General features: G+C 69.0%; 21 protein-coding genes and 1 riboswitch. Of the genes, 15 read left to right on the top strand and 6 right to left on the bottom strand.

Annotation, left to right across the window (positions count from 1 at the left end; translation table 11 throughout):
* The coding region (locus K8V84_RS01920) for a hypothetical protein (protein ID WP_304069577.1) at positions 1–236 on the bottom strand (236 nt) is incomplete at its 3' end.
* Between the two features lie 54 nt (positions 237–290).
* Here K8V84_RS01920 and K8V84_RS01915 point away from each other — a divergent pair.
* From K8V84_RS01915 to K8V84_RS01885, 7 genes are all read left to right on the top strand, one after another.
* Positions 291–1,766 (top strand): hypothetical protein, encoded by a 1,476-nt coding sequence (locus K8V84_RS01915; RefSeq protein WP_304069576.1) that lies wholly within the window; start codon positions 291–293, stop codon positions 1,764–1,766.
* A gap of 199 nt (positions 1,767–1,965) precedes the next feature.
* Positions 1,966–3,609: an NYN domain-containing protein gene (locus K8V84_RS01910; RefSeq protein WP_304069574.1), complete on the top strand. Its 1,644-nt coding sequence runs from the start codon at positions 1,966–1,968 to the stop codon at positions 3,607–3,609.
* Between the two features lie 34 nt (positions 3,610–3,643).
* A complete protein-coding gene (locus K8V84_RS01905) occupies positions 3,644–4,207 on the top strand; it encodes a hypothetical protein (protein ID WP_304069572.1) in 564 nt (187 codons plus the stop codon).
* A 393-nt stretch (positions 4,208–4,600) separates the two neighbouring features.
* Positions 4,601–4,804, top strand: a riboswitch (cobalamin riboswitch).
* A 154-nt stretch (positions 4,805–4,958) separates the two neighbouring features.
* Positions 4,959–7,511 (top strand): ribonucleoside-diphosphate reductase subunit alpha, encoded by a 2,553-nt coding sequence (locus tag K8V84_RS01900; protein ID WP_304069571.1) that lies wholly within the window; start codon positions 4,959–4,961, stop codon positions 7,509–7,511.
* 94 nt (positions 7,512–7,605) lie between these two features.
* Complete coding sequence (locus tag K8V84_RS01895; protein WP_304069569.1) at positions 7,606–8,685, top strand: ribonucleotide-diphosphate reductase subunit beta; 1,080 nt, start codon at positions 7,606–7,608, stop codon at positions 8,683–8,685.
* A 203-nt stretch (positions 8,686–8,888) separates the two neighbouring features.
* Positions 8,889–10,100 (top strand): acyl-CoA dehydrogenase family protein, encoded by a 1,212-nt coding sequence (locus tag K8V84_RS01890; RefSeq protein WP_304069567.1) that lies wholly within the window; start codon positions 8,889–8,891, stop codon positions 10,098–10,100.
* A 247-nt stretch (positions 10,101–10,347) separates the two neighbouring features.
* Positions 10,348–10,680: a DUF397 domain-containing protein gene (locus K8V84_RS01885; protein WP_304069565.1), complete on the top strand. Its 333-nt coding sequence runs from the start codon at positions 10,348–10,350 to the stop codon at positions 10,678–10,680.
* 8 nt (positions 10,681–10,688) lie between these two features.
* Here K8V84_RS01885 and fxsT read toward each other — a convergent pair whose 3' ends face one another.
* Both fxsT and K8V84_RS01875 read right to left on the bottom strand, forming a co-directional pair.
* On the bottom strand, positions 10,689–13,238 hold the full coding sequence (gene fxsT, locus K8V84_RS01880) for an FxSxx-COOH system tetratricopeptide repeat protein (RefSeq protein WP_304069563.1): 2,550 nt from the start codon (positions 13,236–13,238) through the stop codon (positions 10,689–10,691).
* Between the two features lie 616 nt (positions 13,239–13,854).
* Positions 13,855–14,025, bottom strand: coding sequence for a hypothetical protein (locus tag K8V84_RS01875; RefSeq protein ID WP_304069561.1), 171 nt, complete (start codon positions 14,023–14,025; stop codon positions 13,855–13,857).
* A 140-nt stretch (positions 14,026–14,165) separates the two neighbouring features.
* On the opposite strand from K8V84_RS01875, the gene K8V84_RS01870 reads away from it, so the two are divergent.
* The 6 genes from K8V84_RS01870 to K8V84_RS01845 all read left to right on the top strand — a co-directional run bounded on the left by K8V84_RS01870 (position 14,166) and on the right by K8V84_RS01845 (position 21,134).
* A complete protein-coding gene (locus K8V84_RS01870) occupies positions 14,166–14,894 on the top strand; it encodes a FadR/GntR family transcriptional regulator (RefSeq protein ID WP_304069558.1) in 729 nt (242 codons plus the stop codon).
* Positions 14,895–15,193: 299 nt separating this feature from the next.
* Positions 15,194–16,765 (top strand): sodium/proline symporter PutP, encoded by a 1,572-nt coding sequence (gene putP / locus K8V84_RS01865; RefSeq protein WP_304069556.1) that lies wholly within the window; start codon positions 15,194–15,196, stop codon positions 16,763–16,765.
* 130 nt (positions 16,766–16,895) lie between these two features.
* Entirely contained in the window at positions 16,896–17,480 is a 585-nt protein-coding gene (locus tag K8V84_RS01860; protein WP_304069554.1) for a putative glycolipid-binding domain-containing protein, read from the top strand.
* Positions 17,481–17,640: 160 nt separating this feature from the next.
* Positions 17,641–18,471: an ammonia-dependent NAD(+) synthetase gene (gene nadE / locus K8V84_RS01855; protein ID WP_304069552.1), complete on the top strand. Its 831-nt coding sequence runs from the start codon at positions 17,641–17,643 to the stop codon at positions 18,469–18,471.
* A 402-nt stretch (positions 18,472–18,873) separates the two neighbouring features.
* Complete coding sequence (locus K8V84_RS01850) at positions 18,874–20,214, top strand: acyltransferase (protein WP_304069550.1); 1,341 nt, start codon at positions 18,874–18,876, stop codon at positions 20,212–20,214.
* Between the two features lie 104 nt (positions 20,215–20,318).
* Positions 20,319–21,134, top strand: coding sequence for an alpha/beta hydrolase (locus K8V84_RS01845; protein WP_304069548.1), 816 nt, complete (start codon positions 20,319–20,321; stop codon positions 21,132–21,134).
* Here K8V84_RS01845 and K8V84_RS01840 read toward each other — a convergent pair.
* Entirely contained in the window at positions 21,127–21,303 is a 177-nt protein-coding gene (locus K8V84_RS01840) for a hypothetical protein (RefSeq protein ID WP_304069546.1), read from the bottom strand. The two genes, K8V84_RS01845 and K8V84_RS01840, sit on opposite strands and share 8 nt — an antisense overlap.
* A gap of 97 nt (positions 21,304–21,400) precedes the next feature.
* Between K8V84_RS01840 and K8V84_RS01835 the strand changes: the two genes are divergently transcribed.
* Together K8V84_RS01835 and K8V84_RS01830 are read left to right on the top strand one after the other, a co-directional pair.
* Positions 21,401–22,675, top strand: a complete 1,275-nt coding sequence (locus tag K8V84_RS01835; protein WP_304069544.1) for an AGE family epimerase/isomerase — start codon at positions 21,401–21,403, stop codon at positions 22,673–22,675.
* Positions 22,672–23,658, top strand: a complete 987-nt coding sequence (locus K8V84_RS01830; protein ID WP_304069542.1) for a carbohydrate kinase — start codon at positions 22,672–22,674, stop codon at positions 23,656–23,658. The genes K8V84_RS01835 and K8V84_RS01830 overlap by 4 nt, the downstream gene beginning before the upstream one ends.
* A gap of 93 nt (positions 23,659–23,751) precedes the next feature.
* Here the strand turns inward: K8V84_RS01830 and K8V84_RS01825 are convergent, their stop codons facing one another.
* The gene (locus K8V84_RS01825; protein ID WP_304069540.1) at positions 23,752–24,330 is read right to left on the bottom strand and encodes a hypothetical protein; all 579 of its coding nucleotides are present in this window, start codon (positions 24,328–24,330) and stop codon (positions 23,752–23,754) included.
* Positions 24,327–24,778, bottom strand: a 452-nt coding sequence (locus K8V84_RS01820; RefSeq protein ID WP_304069537.1) for an ATP-binding protein, incomplete at its 5' end; no start/stop codon positions are given. The genes K8V84_RS01825 and K8V84_RS01820, both read right to left, overlap by 4 nt.

The raw sequence follows: 24,778 nt of genomic DNA, 5'->3' as shown, positions 1-24,778 counted from the left end.
TCACCGGTCGCGGTGTAGCGCACCTCTCCGGAGGAGACCACCACGTCGGCGGGAACGTCCACGTCGGCGTCGGGCGCCACCCGCACGTCCAGGAAGTGGGTGCTGCTCTCACCGGCGGCCATGTTCGACCGCACGCATTCACCACCACCGCCGCCACCCGCGGAACAGCCCCAGTCACCGTGACCGACCGACAACGGGACCGCGCTGCCCGCGCCGCCCGAGGAGACCATCTCCACGCCGGGGGGCAGGGTGACTGGGGCTGTTCCGCGGGCGGCGGCGGTGGCGAGTGCGTGCGGTCGGACATGGCCGCCGGTGAGAGCAGCACCCACTTCCTGGACGTCCGGGTGGCGCCCGACGCCGAGGTGGACGTTCCCGCCGATGTGGTGGTCTCCTCCGGGGAGGTGCGCCACACCGCGACCGGTGAGCGTGGCGTGTCCTCGGAGGGGATCCCCGCCAGATACGCCACGGCCGGCCAGGTGCGCGCCGAGACCGTCGGCAACACCCTGGTGACCTGCACCGAACCCGAGAACCCGGAGAAGCCGAAGAACCCTTGGCCCTGGCCATGGTGGGAGCGTCCACCGGCGCCGGAGAGCGGGATCGACGACCCCCTGGTCCCACCCGAGCGGTCGACCGACTCGGAGACCGATGGCGACCCCGACTCCGGACCCGACACGGGCGACGCCGATCTTCGTCGCACCCCCGCGGACACCGAGGCCCCTGGGACGGAGGGGAGGGGGGCGCTCGATGATCTTCTCGGGGAGGAAGGGGGGATCGGCGGCGAAGAACCGGAATTCGATCACGATCTTCCGGGAATTCCCGAGCTTCCGGAACACGAGGGGTCGGACGGCGGGGAATCCGGCACGGAGGTCCCCGAGCTCCCCCAGGCCCCTGAGGAGACCGAAGGCCCCGATGCGCCCGAGGACGGTTACGAGGAGGAACCGGAGGAGGACGAGGAGACGGGCGAGTGCGCGCAGGCCCGTGACCGGTCCGGTGACCGCCTCGACAACGACAACTGGCTGATGGCGCCCCTGGACGATGACCGGGACCCCACGACGACCTCGTCCAGCGCCGCGACCTGGGAACTCCCCGAAGGCGGATCCGTGCGCTGGGCCGGACTGTACTTCTCCGCGGCGGGCGATCCGAGCACCCCGACCGCCCGGATCAAGGGTCCGGGCATGGCCTCCTACACGACGGTCACGGCCACCGACGTTCGTTCGGCGGAGCTGCCGGCCTACCCCGCCTACCAGGCGTTCGCCGAGGTCACCGACCTGGTGCGCTCGGCCGGTGGTGGTCAGTGGTGGGTCGGTGACGTTCCCGCGACCGACGGCCGGGGCACGTACGCGGGGTGGAGCCTGATGGTGATCCTGGAGGATCCCTCGGTGGAGGGGCACCGGCAGGCCATGGTCCTGGACGAGACCTCGGCGGTCTTCCAGGACGAGGTCGGCGCGCGGTTCCCTGTTTCGGGGCTGTTGCCGGCATCGGTCCCGGCCACGTTCGACGTGGTGGCCTGGGAGGGGGACGCCGAACTGGGCGGCGACCGTGTGCTCTTGGACGGTGTCCCGCTCGATCCACGCGAAGGCGGTGGTGACGCCGGCAACGTCTTCGTGAGTTCCGCGCGAGGCGCGAACGGTGACCCGATGACGTTCGGGACGGATGTGGTCCGATTCGACGCGCAGCTCGGACGCGAATCGGAAATCCGAATCTCCTCCGGGCAGGACGCGTTGTTGGCGGGCGCGATCGTGCTCACGGCCCCGATGCGCACCTGAGGTCGAAACACCGGCGCGGAGTTCATCGTGCGCACAGGGCGATCGAAGGGTCCGCGCCGACCGGGAAATCCGTCTGTGAGTAGTGCCGTATTGACAGGGAGTATTCAAAGGCGGCACGCAAAACCAGACAGACTTGGCTAGGCTGTGCCCCGGTCATGGATATGGCCCCAGAGATCGACAGGGAAGGGGGCGGTGTCACGTGGACCGTTGCGCGTTGTTCGTCGACGCGGGATACCTTCTCGCCGACGGCGCGATGGCCGTGCACGGAACCCGGAACCGGGACTCCGTCGCCTGGGACTACTCCGGTCTCGTCCAGTTCCTCAACGAGGTCGCACGGGACCGCACCGGCCTGCCGCTCCTGCGTTGCTACTGGTACGAGGCGGTCGCCGACGACCGGAGGGCCCAGGAGCAGGACGGTATCGCCGACATCCCCGGCATCAAGTTCAGGGCGGCGAAGATCCGGCCCGGCCGCCGTGAGGGCGTGGAGAGTTACGTCCAACGCGACCTGACCACCCTGGCCCGCACCGGTGTCCTCTGTGACGCCGTCCTGGTGAGCGGTGACGAGGACATGGCCCCCGTGGTCGCCGACGTCCAGGACCTGGGTGTACGCGTCACCGTCGTGCACATCTCGGTGGAGGGCAACTGGACCATCTCGCGGGCGCTCCGCCAGGAGTGCGACGACCTGATCGAGATCGGCGCCGGACACCTGCGCCCGCACGTCAACCTGCTCTCCGGTGGTGGGTCCGCTCAGGAGAACGCCGCGAAGACGACCACGCCCTTCGCCAACGGGCGCTCCCAGGCCTCCTCCGAACAGTCGCTTTCGGGGGCCTCCGCATCCCGGAACGGACACGTCGAAGCGGCCACCCCCTCCACGGGCGGGCTCGAAGCGATGTTCGCCGGCACCGGTGGCCAGCCCGTTCCACAGGGCAGCGCCATGGAACAGCTGCGCGCGATGCGCCGCTCGCTGGCACAGCAGCGCGGTGACCACCTCGCCGGGCCGTCGGGCGAGAACACTCCTCCCGGCGCGATCGACGCCAACGGCTTCCCCTCGGGGGGACAGGCGGTGAACGGCAACGGGGTCTACCCGGGCGCCGGTCAGAACGGGCAGTCGGGGTACGTCGGTCCCCACACGGGCGCCCATCCGGCGCCGCGTGGAGCGGACCAGGGAGGGTACGGGCTGCCCGCCAGACCCGGACCCGCGCAGGCGCCCGGAGGCGGCCCACAGGGCTTCGGCGGGACGGGCCCACAACAGGCCTTCTCCAGCACGGGACCACAGCCCGCCTTCGGTGCGGGCACCGGACCACAGGCCTCGTTCGCGCCCGACCCGCAACAGGCTCCACCCCACAGAAACCCTCCCGCCCCCGATCCCAGGTTCGGTGGCGGACCCGGTGAGGACCAGGGGTTCGGAGGTGGGGCGGACACAAACCCTACCTATGGGACCAGTACGGCAACTGACACCGCGCACAGCGGTGGCGCCGCGCCCCTTTTCGGGGAACGGCGACCTACTGGTCCCGAGCAGGACGGCCGATTCGGCCTCGGCGGTTACCAGGAATCCGCTCGCAGTCCTGGATATGCCCAACAGACAGGGCCCGGCACGCATACCGTTGATGATGCGGTGCACGTCGCGCACAAGGAAGGCAACGACTTCGCGGAGTCGATCGCACGCGAGGCGCCGGCCCTGTGGGTGGAGGCCGTCCTCGCCCGTAGGCCCCGGATGCCCTCGGACCTGGAGGCTCGTCTGCTCCAGGGATCCTCGCTCCCGATCGACCACCTGCTGCGCGACGAGGTCCGCGATGGACTGCGCCAGGGGTTCTGGCAGGCCTTGGAGCGTGCCAGGCCCTGATCGGTGCGTGGGGAGAGCGAGTTGGGATGGGGCGATGCGGTTGACCCACGTGACGACGGCAGAACTCGACCGGTTGGAATTCCACGCCGTCCGATCCGGTGAACACGGACGGACCGCCGCCCGCCTGCTGGACCTGGCCAACAGCGTCGACGCCGGTAGCGAGGTCACCAGGGCGGAGCTGTTCGTGCGGGCCGGAGAACAGTGGGAGATCGCCCAGGAGTTCGAACGTGCCTGTTCCGCCTACCAACGGGCCATAGACGACGGTGGCCCCACCGTGGTCGACGCGCACGCACTCAGCGCCGGTGCCCTGTTGCAACTGGACGAGCGGCAGCAGGCCGAGGGGCATCTCAAACGGCTGGAGACCGGTGAACCGGTCGGATTGCCCACCCACATCCACGTCGCCGAGGTGTTGTACGCCCACGACGACCTGGAGGGCGCCGAACGGTGGGCCACCGTGGGCGCCCGACGACACGCCGGGCGCCCACAGAGTCCATGCGATCGGGACCTGTTCCTCGAACTCCTGCGGATCCGGTTTCGGATCAGGGCCGACCTCGGGCTGGTGGAGGATGACCTGGACCTCCTCCTCGACCAGGGCTGACCGCGCGATCCGACGGGATCGTAGGTGGCCGGAGCGGTCGGCCTCCGGTTCGGTGGTCGCGAGAGCGTGCCGTGGTGACGGGTTTCGGAAGTGGGTCGGCGGTGCGGAACAAGGGGCCGACGGATCGAAACGGGCCGGCCACGAGTGAGGTTTCCTACCCCGCCCACACGTGCCGTGGTGGACACCCGGGCGAGAGGCCGGGTGCGTTCGCCCCGGGAACGTCCTAGGCTGTGACGCGCCCCCTTTCGGGGACCCTCCCGATACCGCCGCACAGCCCCGTTCTGGCGCTTTCATACCACGCCCGGAGCGTGTGTTCGACGATCGTCGAAGAATCTGATAAATCAGCGACACGCCATCATCTTGCGGTGTTCCAAGCCGCCATCCCCTAGATGTAGTATCTGTCCCGCTGGTGGTTCACCAGGTTCGGAAGAGCCTGGTGACGAGAGAGGGAACCCGGTGAGAGTCCGGGACTGCCCCGCAGCGGTGAGTGGGAACGAAGGTCGTCACACGCACTGGGAACCCCCGAAGGTCCTGGGAAGCGGCGGCACAGTAGGGCGCCCACGAGTCCGAAAACCTGCCATCGGCACACACCCCAGGTGTGTACAACGTCGGGGCTTCGAGGGAGAGCCGCCGCGACCCGGCGATGGACCGCACGCATCCGGTGCGGCGATCCATCGTTGTGAGCCGCACGCTTGTCACTTGTGCCCCCGCACCCCCACCGGGACTCTTTTACCGAGGTTGGAGCCGCTGTATGACCCTTGACGTCGAGGCCGTGCCCGCATCCGTTCGGCCCGGGCCGAACAACGAGGGCGGCCGTCCCGCCGCCATCGACCGGATCGAGCATGTCGTGGCCGAGGCCTGTGCGCGGCTCTCCGGTGTTTCGGCGGAGAAGGTCCTGACCGAGGCGCGCCGCGGGTTCTACCCGGGTATCGCCGACGCCGAGGTCGAGCTCGCCCTCGTCATGGCCGCCCGCAGCTTCGTCGAGGTCGACCCGAACTACTCCTACGTGGCCGCCCGTCTGCTGCTGGACAAGCTCCGCACCGAGGCCCTGAGCTTCATCGGCGGCGCTCCCCGGACCGCGACCCAGGCCGACATGAGCGAGGGCTACGCGGGCTACCTGGCCGCCTACGTCGGTCGTGGCATCGACCTCGGGCAGCTCGACCCCGCCCTCGCCCGGTTCGACCTGGGGCGTCTGGGCAAGGCCCTGCGTCCCGAGCGCGACGAGCAGTTCACCTTCCTCGGCATCCAGACCCTGTACGACCGCTACTTCCTGCACAGCGACGAGGTCCGCTACGAGCTGCCGCAGGCGTTCTTCATGCGCGTGGCCATGGGACTGGCCCTCAACGAGGACGACCGCGAGGCCCGAGCCATCGAGTTCTACGAGCTGCTGAGCTCGTTCGACTTCATGGCCTCCACGCCCACCCTGTTCAACTCGGGTACGGTGCGCGCGCAGCTGTCGTCCTGCTTCCTGACCACGGTCGGCGACGACCTGCAGGACATCTTCCACGGCATCAGCAACAACGCCATGCTGTCCAAGTACTCGGGCGGGCTGGGCAACGACTGGACCCCGGTCCGTGGTCTGGGTTCCCACATCAAGGGCACCAACGGCAAGAGCCAGGGCGTCGTCCCGTTCCTGAAGATCGCCAACGACACCGCGGTCGCGGTCAACCAGGGCGGCAAGCGCAAGGGCGCGGTCTGCGCCTACCTGGAGACCTGGCACATCGACATCGAGGAGTTCCTCGACCTTCGCAAGAACACCGGTGACGAGCGCCGCCGCACCCACGACATGAACACCGCGAACTGGGTTCCGGACCTGTTCATGCAGCGTGTGGAGGAGCAGGGCACCTGGACCCTGTTCTCTCCGGACGAGGTTCCGGACCTGCACGACAAGTACGGCAAGGACTTCGTCGAGGCCTACGAGAAGTACGAGGCCGAGGCCGAGGCCGGCCGTATCAAGGTCTCCAAGAAGATGCCCGCCGTGGACCTGTGGCGCCGCATGCTCACCATGCTGTTCGAGACCGGCCACCCGTGGATCACCTTCAAGGACCCGTCCAACCTGCGTTCGCCGCAGCAGCACAACGGCGTGGTGCACTCCTCCAACCTGTGCACCGAGATCACGCTGAACACGAACAAGGACGAGGTCGCGGTCTGCAACCTCGGTTCGGTGAACCTGCCCCAGCACGTGGGCCCGGACGGCGTCGACGTCGAGCGTCTGCGTCGTACCGTCCGCACCGCCGTGCGCATGCTCGACAACGTCATCGACGTGAACTTCTACACGATCCCCGAGGCGCGCCGCGCGAACATGCGCCACCGCCCCGTGGGTCTGGGCCTCATGGGCTTCCAGGACGCCCTGTTCAAGATCCGCACGCCCTTCGCCTCCGAGGGCGCGGTGAACTTCGCCGACGAGAGCATGGAGCTGATCAGCTACTACGCGATCGAGGCCTCCATGGAGCTGGCCGCCGAGCGCGGTTCCTACGAGAGCTTCGACGGGTCGCTGTGGAGCCGCGGCATCCTGCCGATCGACTCCCTGAAGCTGCTGGCCGACTCCCGCGGCGGTGACCTGGAGATGGACCGCGGCGAGACCCTGGACTGGGACTCGCTGCGCGAGCGCGTCAAGACCACCGGGATGCGCAACTCCAACGTCATGGCGATCGCGCCCACCGCGACCATCGCCAACATCACCGGCGTGAGCCAGTCGATCGAGCCGGTCTACCGGAACCTGTTCGTCAAGTCGAACATGTCCGGCGACTTCACCGTCGTCAACGACTACCTGGTCCGTGACCTCAAGGAGCGGGGCCTGTGGGACGACGAGATGGTGTCCGCGCTGAAGATGAACGACGGCAGCCTCGGTGAGATCGACCGGGTCCCGGACGACCTCAAGGCGCTGTACGCCACCGCGTTCGAAGTGGACCCGTCCTGGCTGGTGGACGCGGGTTCGCGTCGTCAGAAGTGGATCGACCAGGCCCAGTCGCTGAACCTGTACATGGCCGCGCCCAGTGGTAAGAAGCTGGACACCCTGTACCGCCGCGCCTGGCGCTCCGGGCTCAAGACCACCTACTACCTGCGTTCGCAGAGCGCCACGCACGTGGAGAAGAGCACGCTGAAGGGCACCGACGGTCGCCTGAACGCCGTGTCGGCCACCCCGACGCCGGCCGCCGCGCCGAGCCCGGCCGCGACCCCGAGCCCCTCTCCGAGCCCCCGCCCGGCCCCGGTCACCGAGCCGGCGGAGCCCGAGGACGAGTTCGAGATCGTCGAGGACCAGGCGTGCAGCATCGATGACCCCGAGTGCGAGGCCTGCCAGTAGGAGTGTCCGGTGCCGGCGGGCGACCCCCGCCGGCCCCTCCTCGCCCCTCCACTCCCGTAGACGAACCGGTACGACCGGAGAACGGAACACGAGCATGACCGCGGTTTCCGAGAACAACGCCGCATCCACCGGCCTCGGCGAGATCCAGCGTGACGCCGAGCGCGTGAACGTCGACGACAAGGCGATGATCAACGCCCGCGCCGACGTGAACCAACTGCTGCCCCTCAAGTACACGTGGGCGTGGGAGAAGTACCTGTCCGGGTGCAACAACCACTGGATGCCCACCGAGGTCGCCATGCAGGCCGACATCGCGCTGTGGAAGTCCAAGGACGGGCTGACCGACGACGAGCGCCTCATGCTCAAGCGCAACCTCGGCTTCTTCGCCACCGCGGAGTCCCTGGTCGCCAACAACATCGTCCTGGCCGTGTACCGCCAGCTGACCAACCCGGAGTGCCGCCAGTACCTGCTGCGCCAGGCCTTCGAGGAGGCCGTGCACACCCACACCTTCCAGTACATCTGCGAGAGCCTGGGCCTGGACGAGGGCGAGCTCTTCAACATGTACCGCGAGGTCCCGTCCATCACGGCCAAGGACGCCTGGGCACTCAAGTACACCCAGAACCTGGAGGACCCGGAGTTCCGTACGGGCACGCCCGAGGCCGACCAGGCGTTCCTGCGGGACCTGGTCGCGTTCTACGTGATCTTCGAGGGCATGTGGTTCTACACCGGCTTCGCGCAGATCCTGTCGCTGGGCCGTCGCAACAAGATGGTCGGCATCGCCGAGCAGTACCAGTACATCCTGCGCGACGAGTCGATCCACCTGAACTTCGGCATCGACGTGATCAACCAGATCAAGATCGAGAACCCGCACCTGTGGAGCGAGGACTTCCAGGCCGAGGTCCGGCAGATGCTGATCGACGCCTGCGCGCTGGAGGTCTCCTACGGCCGCGAGACCATGCCGCGCGGTGTGCTGGGGCTGAACGCCGAGCTGTGCGAGAAGTACATGCACTTCATCACCGACCGCCGCGCCGAGCAGATCGGCCTGCGGCCCATCTTCGGTGAGACGGAGAACCCGTTCCCGTGGATGTCGGAGATGATGGACCTCCAGAAGGAGAAGAACTTCTTCGAGACCCGAGTGATCGAGTACCAGACGGGTGGCGGCCTGGACTGGGACTAGATCCTCTTCCCGGGAGAGACCTCTCCCTCCACGGCCCGGGGCGGGCGCGCGCCCCGGGCCGTTCGCGTGTCCGAGCACGGGGCCCGGTTCCTGACCGGTTCCGGCAACGCTCTGACCGGAGGAGGTCAGAACCCGAACGAAGTCGCGTCGCCTGCGTCGAAACCGGGTGCGAGCAGGAAGTTCCTGGCGCGGAAGGGAGCGACGTGGAACATCACTTCGGCGGTGAACGACACCGGAGGCTGCGGGAGGAGGTACGCGGGTTCGCGCTGCGTGAGGTGGAACCTCGGGTCCCCGAGATGGAACGGCGCCGTTGCGTCGACCAGGAGCTCTCCCGGTCGATCGCCGCGCAGGGCTGGCTCGGGGTGACCTTGGACCGCGACTACGGCGGGATGGGGCTGGGCCACCTGGCCAAGACCATCATCATCGAGGAGCTCTCCCGGGTCAGCGGGGCGATGGGCGCCATGGTCCAGGCCTCCCAGCTGGGGGTCGCCAAGATCGTGCACTTCGGGGACGAGGCACAACGTTCGGCCTGGCTTCCCGAGGTGGCCGCGGGTCGTTGCCTGCCCACGATCGCGGTCACCGAGTACGGCTCCGGCGGACACGTCCTCGGGATGACCACCAGCGCGACGCGCGACGGTGACGAGTACGTGCTCAACGGCCGGAAGGTGTTCGTGGGCAACAGCCACGTCGGCGATCTGCACGGTGTGGTGGCCCGGACCGGCCCTGGATCGAAGGGCCTGTCGGCGTTCCTGGTCGAGGCGGACCGCCCCGGGTTCTCCCTGGGCCCGCACGAGGGCACGATGGGGCTGCACGGGTTCAGCTTCGGTGAACTGCGCTTCGAGGACTGCCGGGTACCGGCCGCCAACATGCTGGGCTCGGAGGGCGACGGCCTGTCGGTGGCCTACTCGTCCAGTGTCCTGTACGGGCGGGCCAACCTGGCCGCGGTGGCCCTGGGCATCCACCGAGCCCTGGTCGAGGAGACCTGTGCCTACGCCTCCCGACAGCACCGCTACGGCAAGCCGCTGTGCGAGGTCCCGGCGGTCAAGCTCAAGCTGGGCCGGATGCAGTCCCGGTTGATGGTGGCGAGGCTGTCGCTCTACCACGCTGTGTCGCTCCTGGACCGGGGAGTGCCCTGCGACCACGAACTGATCAACGCCAAGCTCGTCAACGTTGAGTACGCGTTGGACACCGCGCGCAACGCGATGGAGGTCCACGCGGCCCGAGGCCTGTACACCGACAGCCCCGTCGAGCGGTACCTGCGCGACGCCCACCACATCTTCGCGCCGGCGGGCACGAGCGATGTCCAGCTTCTGCGGTTGGGCGAGGCCGCGCTGGGCACCGACAAGGGACAGTGGTCCGAACGGCTGGCGAGCCGGTCGAGGACCGTGCCGGAGCCATTGCTCTCTGTGGGCTGACACGAAGTGCGGGGGTGGGAGGGGAAGGGACCGCCCCCGCCGGTCGAGTCAAAGGTAGGCCCTTTGAAAATGCCACCAAAGGGGCACGAAGAATGACACTCGATGCCAGAAGTCTCCGAGGATCGAAACACGCTGATCACCGCATGTCATTCGTTTAGAAAATCGTGATCGTTTTCAGTGTGCGGGGTGCTCGCCCGGCGGTCGGGGCCTGCGCTAGCGTTCAAGCGAATTCTCGCTGGTCGCGCGCGTGCGCGCGGAGGAACGCGCGTCGCGAACGTCGCTTCTGTATCGACTCTTTGCAGGAGTGCCCCGTGTCGCCCGGTCCGAACCGGCCGCTCATCGGCAACGCTCAAAGACAGGGCTGCACATGATGGAAAATCGCACCGAGGACACCCATGACTTCTTCGGTCGCTGGCGCAAGTCACCCTATTCGTACGACATCGGCACCTGCTGTGAGGTTCTCAACCTCACCAACGGTGAATCGTACTTCCGTGACTCGGTGCACCCGGATGATGCACGGCTCAAGTTCGAGAACCGTGAATGGACGACCTTTCTCGCGGTTTCCAAGGGGATTTTCTGATCCCTCGATCACAAGGGAGCGATCGGGAAAACGTCGCAGTCCTGTCGTGTGAACGTCGACATGGACGTGGTCCCGGGGTGATCGGGGCCGAAGCGAGCGCAGAACCCCTCGCGTAGGCCCTCCCACTCCGGGTTCACCTTCTCACCGGCGGCATGCCTGCTCACCAGGTGATTCCGGCGAGCCGTCAACAGGATCGGATGGTCGGCGGGCAGTCGGTTCCGGCAGTCCGCCTCCGTCATGGAGTCCAGTTGCCGCGCCTCCTCGATCCGGTCGAGGTGGAACAGGTCGGTGGCCACGTTCAATGACGCGGGAAGGCAGCTGAACGCACCCGCGCCATGGATACGCAGCACCCGCTCCAGACCTTGCTGGTCCAGTTTGAGCGCCTCGGTGTATCGACCCGCCGCCCGTAGCACGATGGCCGCGCTGAGGCGCGCGGTGGCGGGGAACGGGTGTTCGTCCGGGTAACGCTCGTCCAGGGGCCGCAGCAGCAGCTCGGCGTCCCGGACCGCCTCCTCCAGGTCGCTCATGGAGCCGGTTCCTGCCAACGTCACCATGTGGATGACCCGGAGGTACAACAGCAGTCGTCCGGCCGGTGGGTACTTGCGGTTGTACAGGGACATGGACCGCCGGGCCTCCCGCAGGGCCGCCTCCGTGGAGCCGAGCCTGCGGTAGACCACCGAAAGCAGCATCCGTCCCTGGATGGCGTGGACGCTGTCCGGTTGGGCCGCGGAGGCGAAGCGGTCCATGCACTCCTCGATCTGGGTTCGGGCCTCCTCCAGACGGCCCAGCAGGATGAGGTTGAGGCCGACCGACAGGCCGCTGCGCAGGGTGTGCACGTCGTTGGGGCCCAGCACGAAACGTCGCCCCTGGAAGGTGTGCTGGTCGATGGCCAGGGCGGCCTCGAACCGGCCCTGCTCCTGGAGGACCTGGCCGTAGTCGTGCGCGGCCTCCAAGGTGCGGGGGGCGGACTCGGTGTGCTCGGCGCGCCGGTGTTCGAGGATGCGGCGGAAGTGTCCTCCCGCCTCCTCGAAGCGGCCCAGGCCGCTGAACGAGATGGCCACCGCGCGCAGCGACTCCAGGGACTCGTCGTTGTCGCCGCCCTCGCGTTCGACCTGGTCGGCGTGGATCTGCTCGGCCTCGGCCAGGGCCGTCACGTACTCGCCGTGGATGCGCCGGATCTTGTTGCGGCGCAGCCGCGCGTGCATACGCAGGGCGGGGTCGTCGGACCAGGAGTTGACGGCCTGTTCGACCAGGCTGGTGGCGTTGGAGTAGTCGCCCACCTCGGTGAGGAGATCGACCACGTTCAGTACCAGGCCGCGCACCCGGGGGTCCCGGCTCAGCCAGGCCTGTGAGGCCTTCACGTGCGCGTACAGCCTTAGGTACATGGTCCGGTAGGCCGAGTCGGTGGGGTGGCCCGGGTCGCTTCGCGCCAGGATCAGGTGTGCCAGGTCCCGGTACCGCACCCGTTCGGCGTGGGGGAGGGACTCGCGGATGACCGACTGGAACAGCTCGTGCAGTTGGAGGGTGTTCCGCTCGTGGTCGAGGTAGGCGAGGTGGTGGCGACTCATGAAGTCGAGGACCCGATCCAGGAGTGCGTCGTCGCCGAGCGGTGCGGTGCCCGAGGGGGTCGGGCCCAGGCCGGGGGGACGGGAGAACAGAGCGCGCCCCAGGGGTCGAGGTGCGAAGAACGCGCAGAGCCGGATCAGCTCCAGGACCATGTGCTCGGTCGCGTGTTCGTCTCCGCCCGAGGCCAGCTCCTCGGCCTGGATGCCCCATGCCACCTGCAAGGGGATCGTGTGGTCGTCGGGGCCCGAGTAGCAGAGCATTCGGTTGTAGCGTTCCTCGAACGTGTCCAGGAACTCCTCGGTGGGAACGGTCGACTCCCGTAGGAACGCGCCGACCTGGTTCAGGGCCAGGGGCAGGTACTCGAGCAGCTCGGCCAGGCGCTCACCGTCCCGGGGGTTCTCGAGGCGCTCCGGGCAGAGCCGACGCAGTAGCGAGAGGCTTTCGGCGTTGGTGAGTCTGGGGACGACCTGTCCGTCGAAGCGGCCCGCGGGCAGCGTCCGGGTGGTCCGGTGGTGGTCGCGGGAGGTGACGAGGATGTCGCCGTCCCCTCCGGTGGGGAAGTAGTCGGTGGCCAGACGTTCTACGTCGGTGACGTCGTCGAAGACCAGGAGCCAGCGGCCGACGGCCCGGCCGCCGGAGAGGGCGTCGCGCACGGTCTGGACGGCGCGGGGAACGTGTTCGTAGGCGACCGGTAGGCCGATGTGCTCGGCGAGCCGCAGGTAAGCGCGGTGCGAGTCGATGTCGGTGGAGGCGGGGATCCACCAGATGAGGTCGTAGTCCCTCGCGTAGCGGTGCGCGTACTCGGTGGCGATGCGGCTCTTGCCGACACCGCTCCCCCCGCCGATCAGGAATCGGGATCCGGGCAGGGAGAAGACCTCGTGGATCTGCTCCAGGATGGCCTCCCTACCGGTGAAGTCAGGGTTGGCGCGGGGAACCCCGCCGATCACCGGAAGACGGGTGTCGTCCTTCTTCCGGAGGCGGCCGGTCGTCATCGGTCCACCAGCTTTCTCGTGTGGCGCTGAGCGAGGGGCCCGGCGACGTGGGCCGGGGATGACCGTTCACCGGGGACTCTCGGACGGTCACGGGTCGAACACACGGACGGGCCGGGTCGGGCCCGGAACCCGGGGTGAGTCCCGAGAGGGGTATGTGGTGCGCGCGCCGCCGCGAGGATGTGCGCGCGCAGGAGTGTTCCCCGGGCGGGGGAGCGGGCCCGGGGCATGGCGGGGGGACGCGCGGTGTCCGTCCACCGCCCGCGTGATCCGTGACCCTCGGGGTCCGGGGCACCGGTTCATGGCGTGATCCCCATGCCTCGCGTGACGACGGGCCCAGTGGACATGAAGACCATCACCGGGCCGGGTGGGTTTCCCGCTGCGGGTGGACGGGGCCGACAACGGGCGCTTGATTCCAGGCTAGGTTCTGCTCTCGTTCCTGTCGATGGTCGTCCACAGCCTGTGGACGACGGTTGCCGGAACGAGACCCGGAAACGAAAGGAACCGGACCGGGCGTGCGATTTCGCAACGCAAAAAAGGAGATGTGGAGCCAACCGAAAATACGGAGTCCGGGCCGTGGAAATGGAATGGAAGGGAGTGGGTCCCCACCGCAGGCGCGTCAATCCGAAGCGGGCTCGGGTTCGTAGTTGCGCATCATCATGGAGTTGCACTTGGTGCACAGATGGCGGGCCGAGCCTGGTGAGGAAGGCTGCCAGTCGTGCTCACCGCGAGGACATATCCCCGATGGTCCGATGCTGCGGGCGCGGATGGCGGCGGGCTGTGCGTCCATGCGGCAACGTTAACGCGCTCACCCCTCTTTCACCACCCTCGGTCGACGAAGGCCGACCAGAGGCCCGCCCTTCTTCGGAGAACGCCGAACGGATCGGCTTTTTCCGGGCGAGCGGGCCGAACACGACCTAAGCTGGTCGTGTGGTTCCACCCTGCGATCCCGCGGCCGAGGCGGTGTTCCGGCCGGTCCGTGCGGGTAACGCCCTGGAGGTGACGGTCGAACGCCTGCTGTGCGCCATCAGACTCGGCGTGGTTGCGGCGGGTGAGCGGTTCCCCGCCGAACGCGACCTGGCCGTCAGATTCGGCATCGGTCGGATCACCCTGCGCGAGGCCATCAGGCACCTGCAACGTCAGGGCTACGTCGAATCGAGGCGCGGCCGGCGCGGCGGAACCTTCGTGGCGAAGATGCCGCCCCGCCCCACCCCCGACGAGGCGCTGCGCGACCTCGCCGAGTCGGGCACGGACCTGGAGGGCCTGCTGGCCTACCGGCGCGGCCTGGAAACGGGCGCGGTCGTCCTACTGGCGGAGGCCGGACTCACCGCCGAACAGGCCCTGTTGCTGGAACGACGTCTGACGGAGACCGAAGCGGCCGGTGCGGGCGACTACCGGCGCTGTGACACCGTCCTGCACATCACCCTGGCCCGGATGACGGGATCGCCCCAGATGGCGACCGCCCTCGCCGACGCGCGGATGCGGGTCAACCGGCTCATGGACACCGTCCCCCCGAACGAGGACGGGATCGCCGACAGCGACGGGCAGCACCGGGCGATCGCACACGCGGTGGCCGAACGCGACCCGGAGGCGGCCAGGCGCGCCTTGGGCGGTCACCTCTCGACGGTGGAGGGGCGACTGCGTTCGTTGCTGGGCTGACCCGAACGGCTCGCCGCCGGGTCGTTCGAAGCGCGCACATGCCCGTCCGGCCCGTGACCCGTATCGTCTTGAGATCCCATGACGTGATGACTCGTATGTCCGATCAGACAAAGGAAATGTCCGGGCAATGGCGGGCCGGACAATTGTTCCTGGTCGAAGACTCGGTGAGGTATCGAACGGATGTTTTTCCGCGTACAGGGCATTGTGATCCGGGCGGCCCGAGGTGATGATCTGTCTGTTCCATATGAGTGACGCATAGCGATCCGACGTTGGCGTTTTCCGGGGAAAGGAGGGGGCGGGTGAATCCCGACTCCTTGGCCGGTCCGATCGTGACCTTCACGATCTATCTCGGTCTGATGGTCGTCATGGCGCTGTACTTCTACAACAAGACGAAGTCCCAGTCGGACTTCGTGCTCGGCGGTCGCAGACTGGGCAGTCTGGTCACCGCCCTGAGCGCCAACGCGAGCGATTTCAGCGGGTGGCTGTTGTTGGGCCTGCCCGGTGCGATCTACGCGTCGGGCCTGGGCGAGGCGTGGATCGCCGTCGGTCTGGCCTCCGGCTTCCTCGGGAGCTGGATCCTCCTGGCCCCGCGCCTTCGCGTGTACACCGAGCGCGTCACCGACGCGCACAAGGGCGGCGACTCCGACTCGCTCACCCTCTCCGCGTTCCTGGAGAACCGTTTCAACGACCGCACCCGCCTGCTGCGCGGGATCTCGGCGGCCATCATCATCGTCTTCTACTTCTTCTACGTCGCCTCGGGCATGACCGCGATGATGTCGCTGTTCGACCAGGTCTTCGGCCTGAACCCGGTGCTCGCGGTCGTCATCGGCCTCGGCATCGTCGTGGCCTACACCGTCATCGGCGGTTACCTGGCCGTCTCGGTCACCGACGTCGTGCAGGCCATGATGATGTGGCTGGCCCTGCTCATCGTGCCCGTGGTCGCCATCTCCGTCATCGGCGGCCTGGGAGGTGTCGTCGACGGTGTCAACGAGCGCGGCGACAACCTCATGTCCGCCTTCGGTGGCAGCACCCTGCAAGACGGTGTCTGGGTCGATTCCGAGACCCTCGGCTGGGTCGTCATCCTCTCCGGTCTGGCCTGGGGCTTCGGCTACTTCGGCCAGCCGCACATCCTCGCCCGCTACATGGGCATTCGCTCACTGAAGGACATCCCCAAGGCCGCGACCATCAGCGTCTCCTGGGCGATCACCGCCATGGCGCTGGCGGTGCTCGTCGGCTACGTCGGCATCTCCTACTTCGACACCCCGCTGGAGGACCCCGAACAGGTCTTCCCGCGGCTGATCGACGCCCTGATGAACCCGTGGGTCGCGGGCTTCCTGCTGGCCGCCATCCTGGCCGCCGTCATGAGCACCGCCGACTCCCAACTGCTGGTCGCCTCCTCCGCCATCACCGAGGACGTCTACAAGGGCTTCTTCAACAAGGACGCCGACCCCCGTTTCCTCATGTGGCTCAGCCGCGCCACCGTCGTGGTGGTCGCCATCGTCGCCGCCCTGGTCGCCCTGTTCGGGGACAGTTCGGTCATGGACCTGGTCGGATACGCCTGGGCCGGGTTCGGCGCGGGCTTCGGCCCGGTGCTCCTCATGGCCGTCTTCTGGAAGCGGATGACCTGGGCGGGCGCCCTCGCCGGCATGGTCGCAGGCGGTGGCATGGCCATCCTCTGGGACTACATCGACGAGGCCTTCCTGGGCTGGGGCCTGTACGCCATGGTCCCCGCGGTCATCCTCAGCTTCGTCTGCATGCTGGCCTTCAACGGGTTGGGCAAGGTCAGCCGGCAGATGGAGGCCGACTTCGACCGGGTCGAGGCCGAGGTCAAGAACGGTGGAAGGGACGAGGAGCCCACCGCCACCGTCTGAGCCCGTCGGGGCGCCGGACCACCAAGAGTCCACAGGCCCTGTAACGAAAGGCTTCCGGGCCCGTGTCACGTACGGCACGGGCCCGGTCGCGCTCTGGCGTCGGCCGGTCCCGGAACGGTAGAACGGTGACATGTCGTCACCGACGGAACACCCGGCAGCCTGGACCCGCACCGACGTCCCCGAAGGGCTGGGGCTCGGCACCCTCCTGCCCGAGCCCGATGGTTTCCGCCTGGAGGCCGGGGAGACCGTCGTCGAGGAGGAGGGGCGGTTCTTCACCCGATTCACCGTGCGAACGGACCTGGCCTGGGCGACCACGGAGGTCCGCGCCGAGGTCCTCTCCGCGGGCGGCACGGAATCGGTCGCCCTCCGGGCCCAGGACGGCCACTGGAGCGACGGCAACGGTCGTGAACTGCCCGAGCTGGTGGGCTGCCTCGACGTCGACGTCGCCGCCACACCGCTCACCAACACCCTCCCCATTCGCAGGCTGGGGCTGCGCCCGGGGGAGCACCGCGACATCACTGTCGTGTGGATCGACGTCCCCTCCCTGCGCATCAGACGTGTTCGTCAGCGCTACATCCGTCACGCGGCCGAGGGCGGCCTGGAGTGGTACACCTACCGAGACCCCCTGCACGGCGAGTACCGGATGTCCGTGGACGGGAACGGTGTGGTGGTGGACTACGAACGCTTCGCCCGCCGACTCCACCCCGGCACCTGAGGACCACAACGCGTTCCTACCCGCAAAGATCACTCGGACCCGAGCCGCCCGAACGGGCGCTGGGAGCCGGATCATCGAAGCGCCGACCCTGGAAACCCGCACGTAACACGAGGCGGGCGATAATCGAGGGGAACAGCAGCGGTACATCGAGGGAGCACACGTGACCGAGACCGATCCGAGCCGGGCGCGCGATGAGATCATCCGCGACCTCGGGGTTCCCGCGGACTTCGACGTCGACGCCGAGATCGAGCGTCGAGTCGCCTTCCTCGCCGAGAGGCTCACCACGACCGGAGCGCGCGCGTTGGTGCTGGGCATCAGCGGGGGTGTCGACTCGCTCGCCGCGGGCCGGCTGTGCCGACTGGCCGTCGACCGTGCCCGTAGGTCCGGGCACGAAGCCGAGTTCGTGGCCATGCGCCTGCCCTACGGCGTCCAGAAGGACGAGCAGGACGCCGTCCGGTCCGTCGAGTTCGACGCTCCCGACCGCTGCCTCACCGTGGACGTACAGCCCGCCACCGACGCCATGTCGGCGGCCCTCGCCGGGTCCGGGATGAGCTACGCCGACGGTGCCGCCGAGGACTTCGTCGTCGGCAACGTCAAGGCCCGTGAACGGATGATCGCCCAGTACGCCGTCGCCGGTGGGCTGGATGGTCTGGTGGTCGGCACCGATCACGCCGCCGAGGCCGTCACCGGGTTCTTCACCAAGTACGGCGACGGCGCGGCCGACCTGGTCCCGCTGACCGGGCTCACCAAGCGCCGCGTGCGTGCGGTCGCCGCCGCGCTCGGTGCCCCGGAGGACCTGGTCCACAAGGTGCCCACCGCCGACCTGGAGACACTCACCCCACAGAAGCCGGATGAGGAGGCCCTCGGTCTCACCTACGATCAGATCGACGACTTCCTGGAGGGGCTGCCCGTCGACGACGAGGTGATCCGTCTCCTGGTGGGCCGTTACCGATCCACCGCCCACAAGCGGGCCATGCCCACCGCTCCCTGACCGTCACCGCTCCCTTCGGGGGGCGCCTTCACCGGGGAGGCCCGCCGGTCGGTGGCGCGATGGTCCCGGCATCGTTATCCACAGGCCTCTGACCGGCGGGCCGCGGATCGGGTATTTTCTCTCCAAGCCCTTCCGGCATTCGTGCTCTCGGGTGCGAGGTAGTGCAGGCCCTACCTCGGTGGGTGGGTCTACCGCCGCCGAGAAGGGGAACCTGCGCCATCGCGACCGAACGGCCTCCGCGCCTAGGGTCGTTTTCGACGACGCGTCATCGAGTGCCACTCGCGGTCTCACACCAGGGCCTCCGCGGGGACGTGTCGACACCCCCTGTATCCCGGTCACCGCGACCAACGGGCGCCCTCGTGTGCTCACCGTCGTGCGGGACGACCAAGGAGCGACATACCGATGACCATGACCGTCGAACCCGCGGGTGGGCGACCGCCCACCACCGCACCCGTGGCCACCGCGCCCGCGGCCCGCACCCGCGACCGCTTCCTCGACGTACTGCGCCTGTTCGTCATGGTCCTGGTGGTGAGTCAGCACTGGTGGCTGCCGGTGCTCAGCGTGCAGGCCCAGGGGGAACTGTCCGCGAGCAGCGTGCTCAGCTCCGAGGGCGGCTTCGCGCTCACCTGGATCTCCCAGGTCATGCCCTTGATCTTCTTCGTGGGCGGTGCCGCCAACTACTTCAGTTGGCGTGCGGCGTCGAACCGGGGCGAACCCGCCCGGGTCTGGTGGGCCAAGCGTCTGCGCCGGCTCGCCTGGCCGGTGGTGCCCCTCGCGGTCGTGTGGATCGTGGCCTGCCACCTGATCGTTCTGGGCGGTGCGCCGGCGCAGCCGGTCCTGGTCGGCGCGGGCGCCGCGGGCATGGTCCTGTGGTTCCTGGCCTCCTACGTCATCGTGGTCATGGCCACGCCGATGCTGGTCGCCGCCCAGGAGCGGTTCGGCTGGTGGGTTCCGGCGGCACTGCTCGCCTGCGCGGTGGTCGTGGACACGCTCCGGTTCAACTCCGGAGTCGAGTGGCTCGGTTTCCTGAACGTGGCGTTCGTCTGGCTGGGCGTGCACCAGATGGGTTTTCGGTACGCGACCGGCTCGATCGGCAAGACGCAGGCCGCCTGGTTGACCGGTGCGGGCGGAACCGCCGCCCTGCTGTTGGCCTGGTTCGGTCCGTACTCGCTGAACATGACGGGGGTGTTCGCGGCCGAGACCTCGAACGTCGCCCCGCCGACCCTCGTCCTGGCGGCGCTGGGGGCTCTGCAGATCGGTGTCTCCGTGCTGCTGCGCGACGTGATCTCCGCCTGGGTGAACCGACCGGGTCTCGCCCGGATGATGGATCGGATCAGCCCGCAGTTGATGACCGTCTACCTCTGGCACATGTTGCCGATCAGCGTCGTCGCCGGTGTGCTGGTGTTCGGTCTGGGCATCGACACCCCCGAACCGATGACCGGTCTGTGGCTGCTGTGGGGTGTCCTCGGGATGGTGGTGTTGATCCCGCTCATCCTGCCGTTGGCGCACTGGGCGGTGCGTTTCGAGGAGCCACCGCGGATGCTCAAGGGCGACCCCGGCCTGATCCGGGTGCTGGCCGCCGCGGCCCTGATCGGTGGGGGTCTGCTGGTCCTCACGGTGGGCGGCCTCGGGTTCGGTCCGCTGCCGGTGCTCGGCCTGATCGCGGTCATCTCCGGTCTCCTGCTCACCGCCGCCCCACGTGCCCGGGTGGGGGAAGCCGTACGCGAAGCGGTCCGCGCCTGAGCGCGGGGTGAGGCCGCGACCGGTCGTCGACGGGAATCCACCTCCTGTTCAGATTCACACCCGAACGGTGTGGCGTGATGGGCGCTCAAGGGTAGACACGACCAATGGACCCCAGACACATCGCCTACGAACGACACGGCAGTGGACGACCGATCGTTCTCCTGCACGGACTCGGGGATCGCAGGCAGAGTTGGCGGTCCGTGGCGCCGCAGTTGGTGAACGACTACGAGGTGCTCTCCGTCGACCTGCCGGGGTTCGGTGAGTCGCCGGCACCCTCCACGGACGAGCCCTACGACGTGCACAGCCTCGTGCGGGTGATCCGGGAGTTCTGCGCGCTGCACGATCTCCAGCGCCCGCACCTGGCGGGCAACTCCCTGGGCGGTTCGATCGCGTTGGAGCTGGGCGTCCAGGGGGTCGCCGGTTCGGTCACGGTGTTCTCACCCGCCGGGTTCTCGGACAACCTCGCCCGTTGGGGCATGCGCACCGTGGGGGTGGTCGCCAACCTGGCCACTCGTATCCCGATGCCGGTCAAGGAACGCCTGGCGGACACCCCTCCCGCGCGGGCCGCGGCCCGGGTCGCCCTGCGCGGGGACCCCTCGTCCCCGGAGGCGAAGGCCACCAGGTTCGGTGTGCAGGGGCTCGAACCCGGGGCCCCGTACGTGCGCATGGTGCCCAAGATCGCCGAGTACGACTTCGTCGCGCGCCCGATCGATTGTCCGGTCACGATCGCCTGGGGCGACCACGACCGGACCCTGCTGCCCTCCAGCGCCCGGCACGCCCACGAGCGGGTGCCGTCGGCACGCATGGTGTCGTTGCTCGGGGCCGGTCACATCCCGATGGCCGACGATCCACTCGCGGTGGCCGAACACATCAGGTGGACCTGCAACGCCGCCGATCGGCTGGTCGCCCGGATCAGGTGAACCGGAACCCTCCCTCGGAACTGATCACCTGACCGGTGATCCACCCCGCCTCGTCGGTGGCCGGCCAGGACAGCAGCCGTGCCGGGTCGTCCGGTTCACCCAACCGTCCCAGTGCGAACATGGGCACCACCGGTTCCAGGAGTTCCCCCTCGATGTGGCCGGTCCGCACCGGGCCCGGTCCGATCCACCCGGCCCCACGGTCTTTCCCGAGGTGGTCGGTGCGGGATAGCGTTGCGCGCGGAACAACTCCCCGAGGAGGCACTGGTTTGACCGCATCGACACACCCGGTCCCGGGAGGGGCCGCGTGGCTGAGTGAGCAGGAACGGGACCTCGTGGGCTTCGCGTCCGGGGCCGTGGTCCCGGAGGGCTTCGGCTGGTTGGACGCGAAGGGCGGGGTGGAGCCCGAGCGCGCGACCGCCGCCTGGATCACCTCGCGTATGACCCACGTGTTCTCCCTGGCGCACCTGCGCGGCGTTCCCGACGCCGCCGATCTCGCCGACCACGGGCTGGCCGCCCTGGCGGGCCCACTGCGCGACGCGGAGCTGGGCGGATGGTTCGAGGAGGTGCCGGAGGGCGGAGATCCCAAAAGGATTCGGGAGCGCTCCCACGCCTTGCCGGGGAAGGCCGCCTACCCGCACTCCTTCGTGGTCCTGGCCTGCGCCAGCGCCGCGCACGCGGGCCGTCCGGGGGCGCGCGCCCTGTTGGACGAGGCCCTCGGCGTCATCGAGGAGAGGTTCTGGGAACCCGACGCCGCGTGCGTGCGGGAGAGCTGGGACGCCGACTGGACCACCACCGAGCCCTACCGTGGCGCCAACAGCGCGATGCACTGCGTGGAGGCCTTCCTCGCGGCGGCCGACGTCACCGGTGACACCCTGTGGACCCGTAGAGCGCTCGCGATCGCCGAGCGCCTGATCCACGGGGTGGCCGCCGACCACGACTGGCGGCTGCCCGAGCACTTCACCCCGGACTGGACACCCCTGCCGGACTACAACCGGGACCACCCGGACCACCCCTTCCGCCCGTTCGGTAGTACCACCGGGCACCTGCTCGAATGGGCCCGTCTGCTGGTGCACCTCGAACTCGCCCTGGAGCGGGCCGGCGAACCGGTGCCGGACTGGCTGCTCACCGACGCCGAACTCCTCTTCGACAACGCGGTCCGTCGCGGCTGGGACGTCGACGGGGCCGAGGGGTTCGTCTACACGCTCGACTGGCAGGACCGGCCGGTGGTGCGGCAACGCATGCACTGGGTGGTGGCGGAGGCGACCATGGCCGCGTGGGTCCTGGCCGAACGCACCGGCGCGGAGAAGTACACCGAGCACCTGGATCGTTGGTGGGCCTACGCCGACCGACACCACGTGGACCGGGAGAACGGGAGCTGGTGGCACGAGTTGGATCCGCGGAACCGGCCCTCGGGATCGGTGTGGGCGGGCAAACCGGACGTCTACCACGCCTACCAGGCGGTGCTGCTGCCCCAGGTCGGTCTGTCCACCTCGATCGCGGCCGCCCTGCCCGCCCGTGAGGTCGACGGGGGTGCCGAGTGAACGAGCCGACACCCGCCCGACTCGTGGTGGTCGGGGAGAACGTCATGGACCTGCTGCCCACCCGACACGGCCCTCAGACCCTGTGGGCGGCCCCCGGTGGTGGTCCCGCCAACACAGCGGTCGCGGCGTCCCGACTGGGTCTGCCCACCCGGCTCCTGGCCCGGATCGGCTCCGACGGGTTCGGGTCGATGATCCGGGAACGCCTCCTGGGTGAGGGGCTGGATCCGGCCGGACTCGTCGACGCGGACGAACCGTCCGCCCTGGCCCTGGCCACCCTGGCCGCGGACGGGTCGGCGAACTACGACTTCCGGATGGACGACGCCGCCGACTGGCGTTGGCGGTCCGATGAGCTGCCCGAGACCCTGGAACCCGAGGTCGTCGCGGTGCACGCCGCCTCGATAGCCCTGTTCAGGGAACCCGGAGCCTCCCTCATCGAGGCCCTGCTGCGTCGCGAACACGGCCGAGGCCGGGTGACCATCACACTCGACCCGAACATCCGCCCGGACGTGATCGGTGACCGGTCCACGGCCCGCGCCCTGGCCCTGCGACACGCCGCCCAGGCGCACGTGGTCAAGGCCAGCGACGAGGACCTCGACTACCTCTATCCCGACCACACCCTGGAACAGGCCGCCTCGGCACTGGCGGCCCTCGGCCCGGTCCTGGTCGTGGTCACCCGGGGCGCGGAGGGCGCCTTCGCGCTCTCCCACGGGGTGTCGGCCTCGGTACCGGCGCCGAAGTCGGAGGTGGTGGACACCGTCGGCGCGGGTGACTCGTTCATGGGCGCCCTCCTACACCGGTTGGACCTGGACGGTCGGTTGGGGGATTCGCCCCGGGAACGTCTGGCCGGTCTGACGGAGGCGGACCTGGAGGCGCTGTTGACGCACGCGGCCACGGCGGCGGCCCACACGGTCACCCGGGAGGGCGCGGACCCGCCCACCGTGGAGGAATTGAACGCCGCCTCGGCCCGGACCACGGCCGGGTAGCGTTCGTCGGTCACCGAATGTGGTCTGTCCGACCTGGGCCGCACCGGGCTTCGTGTGCTCGGTGCGGCCTTCTCATGGGCGGGTCCCGCTAGGTCAGCTCAGGAAGGTGATCAGGTGCCGGCCCACCGCTCCGGCCATGACCGCGAGGGCGTAGCCGGTGATGAGGTGGCCGATGCGGCGGCGAGGCTTGCGGTGGCTCGCCGGTCGGCGGGGCCGGTCCGACCTGCGCGGGAGCGGGGGCGGCGGCACCTGTTCCCGGCGGGGTTGCGGGATCTGGAGGGGGCGGTCGAACTCGCGATCTTCGTCGGGTTCGCGGGCCGGCTTCGGGCTGGGGGTGGGCTTCGGCTCGGGTTCGGGCCGTGAGGTGTGGTCGGCGCGCTGATCCTGCCGCCAACAGGACCCCTCGGAGGCGGCCCGACGTATCCGTTCGGGCAGGTCCCCACGCTCGATTCGGCGGCGTAGGCCGGGGGTGTCGGGCATCTGGGCGAGGAGTTCGCGTTCCCTGGGGGTGCGGCCCAGGGAGACCAACGGCGGAAGCGGGTCGGCTGCGGTCCCTGAGGAGGGACGCGGAGCCGGACGGGTTCCGGGTCGGTGTGGGGTGTGGCTGAAGCGGTGGCCTCGGGGAGCTTCCAGGACCCGACGCAGGTCCATGGGAATGGTCTCGGTGCTCATCGCCCACCCCCGCAGGCGCAGGTGGTGGAGGTGCCGGCCGTAGTGGTAGGGGTGACGGGTGTGGGGTAGGCGAACTCGGCCCAGAGCACCGTGCCCGACACGGCCGGTGAGGTGGGGTCGGTCCAACGCTGGGTGCCCCACTCACCGGCCAGTCGGTGGATGAGCAGCAGGCCGCGCCCGGACTCGGCCTGTTCCCACTCTTCGACGGAGCTTCGTGCGGGCGGGCGCATCGGGTGGTCGTTCAGAGGTCCGTCGTCGATGACCGACAGGCGCACGGTGCTCTCGTGCCCCATCACGATCGGGGTGGAGAGCATCCGGATCACCGTGCCGCCGGGGCGCTGGGAGCGGGAGTGTCGGATCGCGTTGGCGAAGGCTTCGCTGCCGCACAGTTCGATGTCATCGCGGAGGCGGCGGGGGACCCCGGCAAGGGCGTGCAGGTCAGAGCGCA

This window comes from Nocardiopsis listeri (assembly GCF_020741345.1).
In the GTDB taxonomy this organism is placed as follows: domain Bacteria; phylum Actinomycetota; class Actinomycetes; order Streptosporangiales; family Streptosporangiaceae; genus Nocardiopsis; species Nocardiopsis listeri_A.
Note: the sequence above shows the minus strand (reverse complement) of the source record. Positions and strands in the feature narration are given on the sequence as shown.

Bases quoted from the DNA above. Each gene is read 5' to 3' on its own strand.
- K8V84_RS01905 (WP_304069572.1), top strand. From the start codon at position 3,644: ATGCGGTTGACCCACGTGACGACGGCAGAACTCGACCGGTTGGAATTC.
- K8V84_RS01900 (WP_304069571.1), top strand. From the start codon at position 4,959: ATGACCCTTGACGTCGAGGCCGTGCCCGCATCCGTTCGGCCCGGGCCG.
- K8V84_RS01895 (WP_304069569.1), top strand. From the start codon at position 7,606: ATGACCGCGGTTTCCGAGAACAACGCCGCATCCACCGGCCTCGGCGAG.
- fxsT (WP_304069563.1), bottom strand. From the start codon at position 13,238: ATGACGACCGGCCGCCTCCGGAAGAAGGACGACACCCGTCTTCCGGTG.
- K8V84_RS01875 (WP_304069561.1), bottom strand. From the start codon at position 14,025: ATGGACGCACAGCCCGCCGCCATCCGCGCCCGCAGCATCGGACCATCG.
- K8V84_RS01860 (WP_304069554.1), top strand. From the start codon at position 16,896: ATGTCGTCACCGACGGAACACCCGGCAGCCTGGACCCGCACCGACGTC.
- K8V84_RS01850 (WP_304069550.1), top strand. From the start codon at position 18,874: ATGACCATGACCGTCGAACCCGCGGGTGGGCGACCGCCCACCACCGCA.
- K8V84_RS01845 (WP_304069548.1), top strand. From the start codon at position 20,319: ATGGACCCCAGACACATCGCCTACGAACGACACGGCAGTGGACGACCG.
- K8V84_RS01825 (WP_304069540.1), bottom strand. From the start codon at position 24,330: ATGAGCACCGAGACCATTCCCATGGACCTGCGTCGGGTCCTGGAAGCT.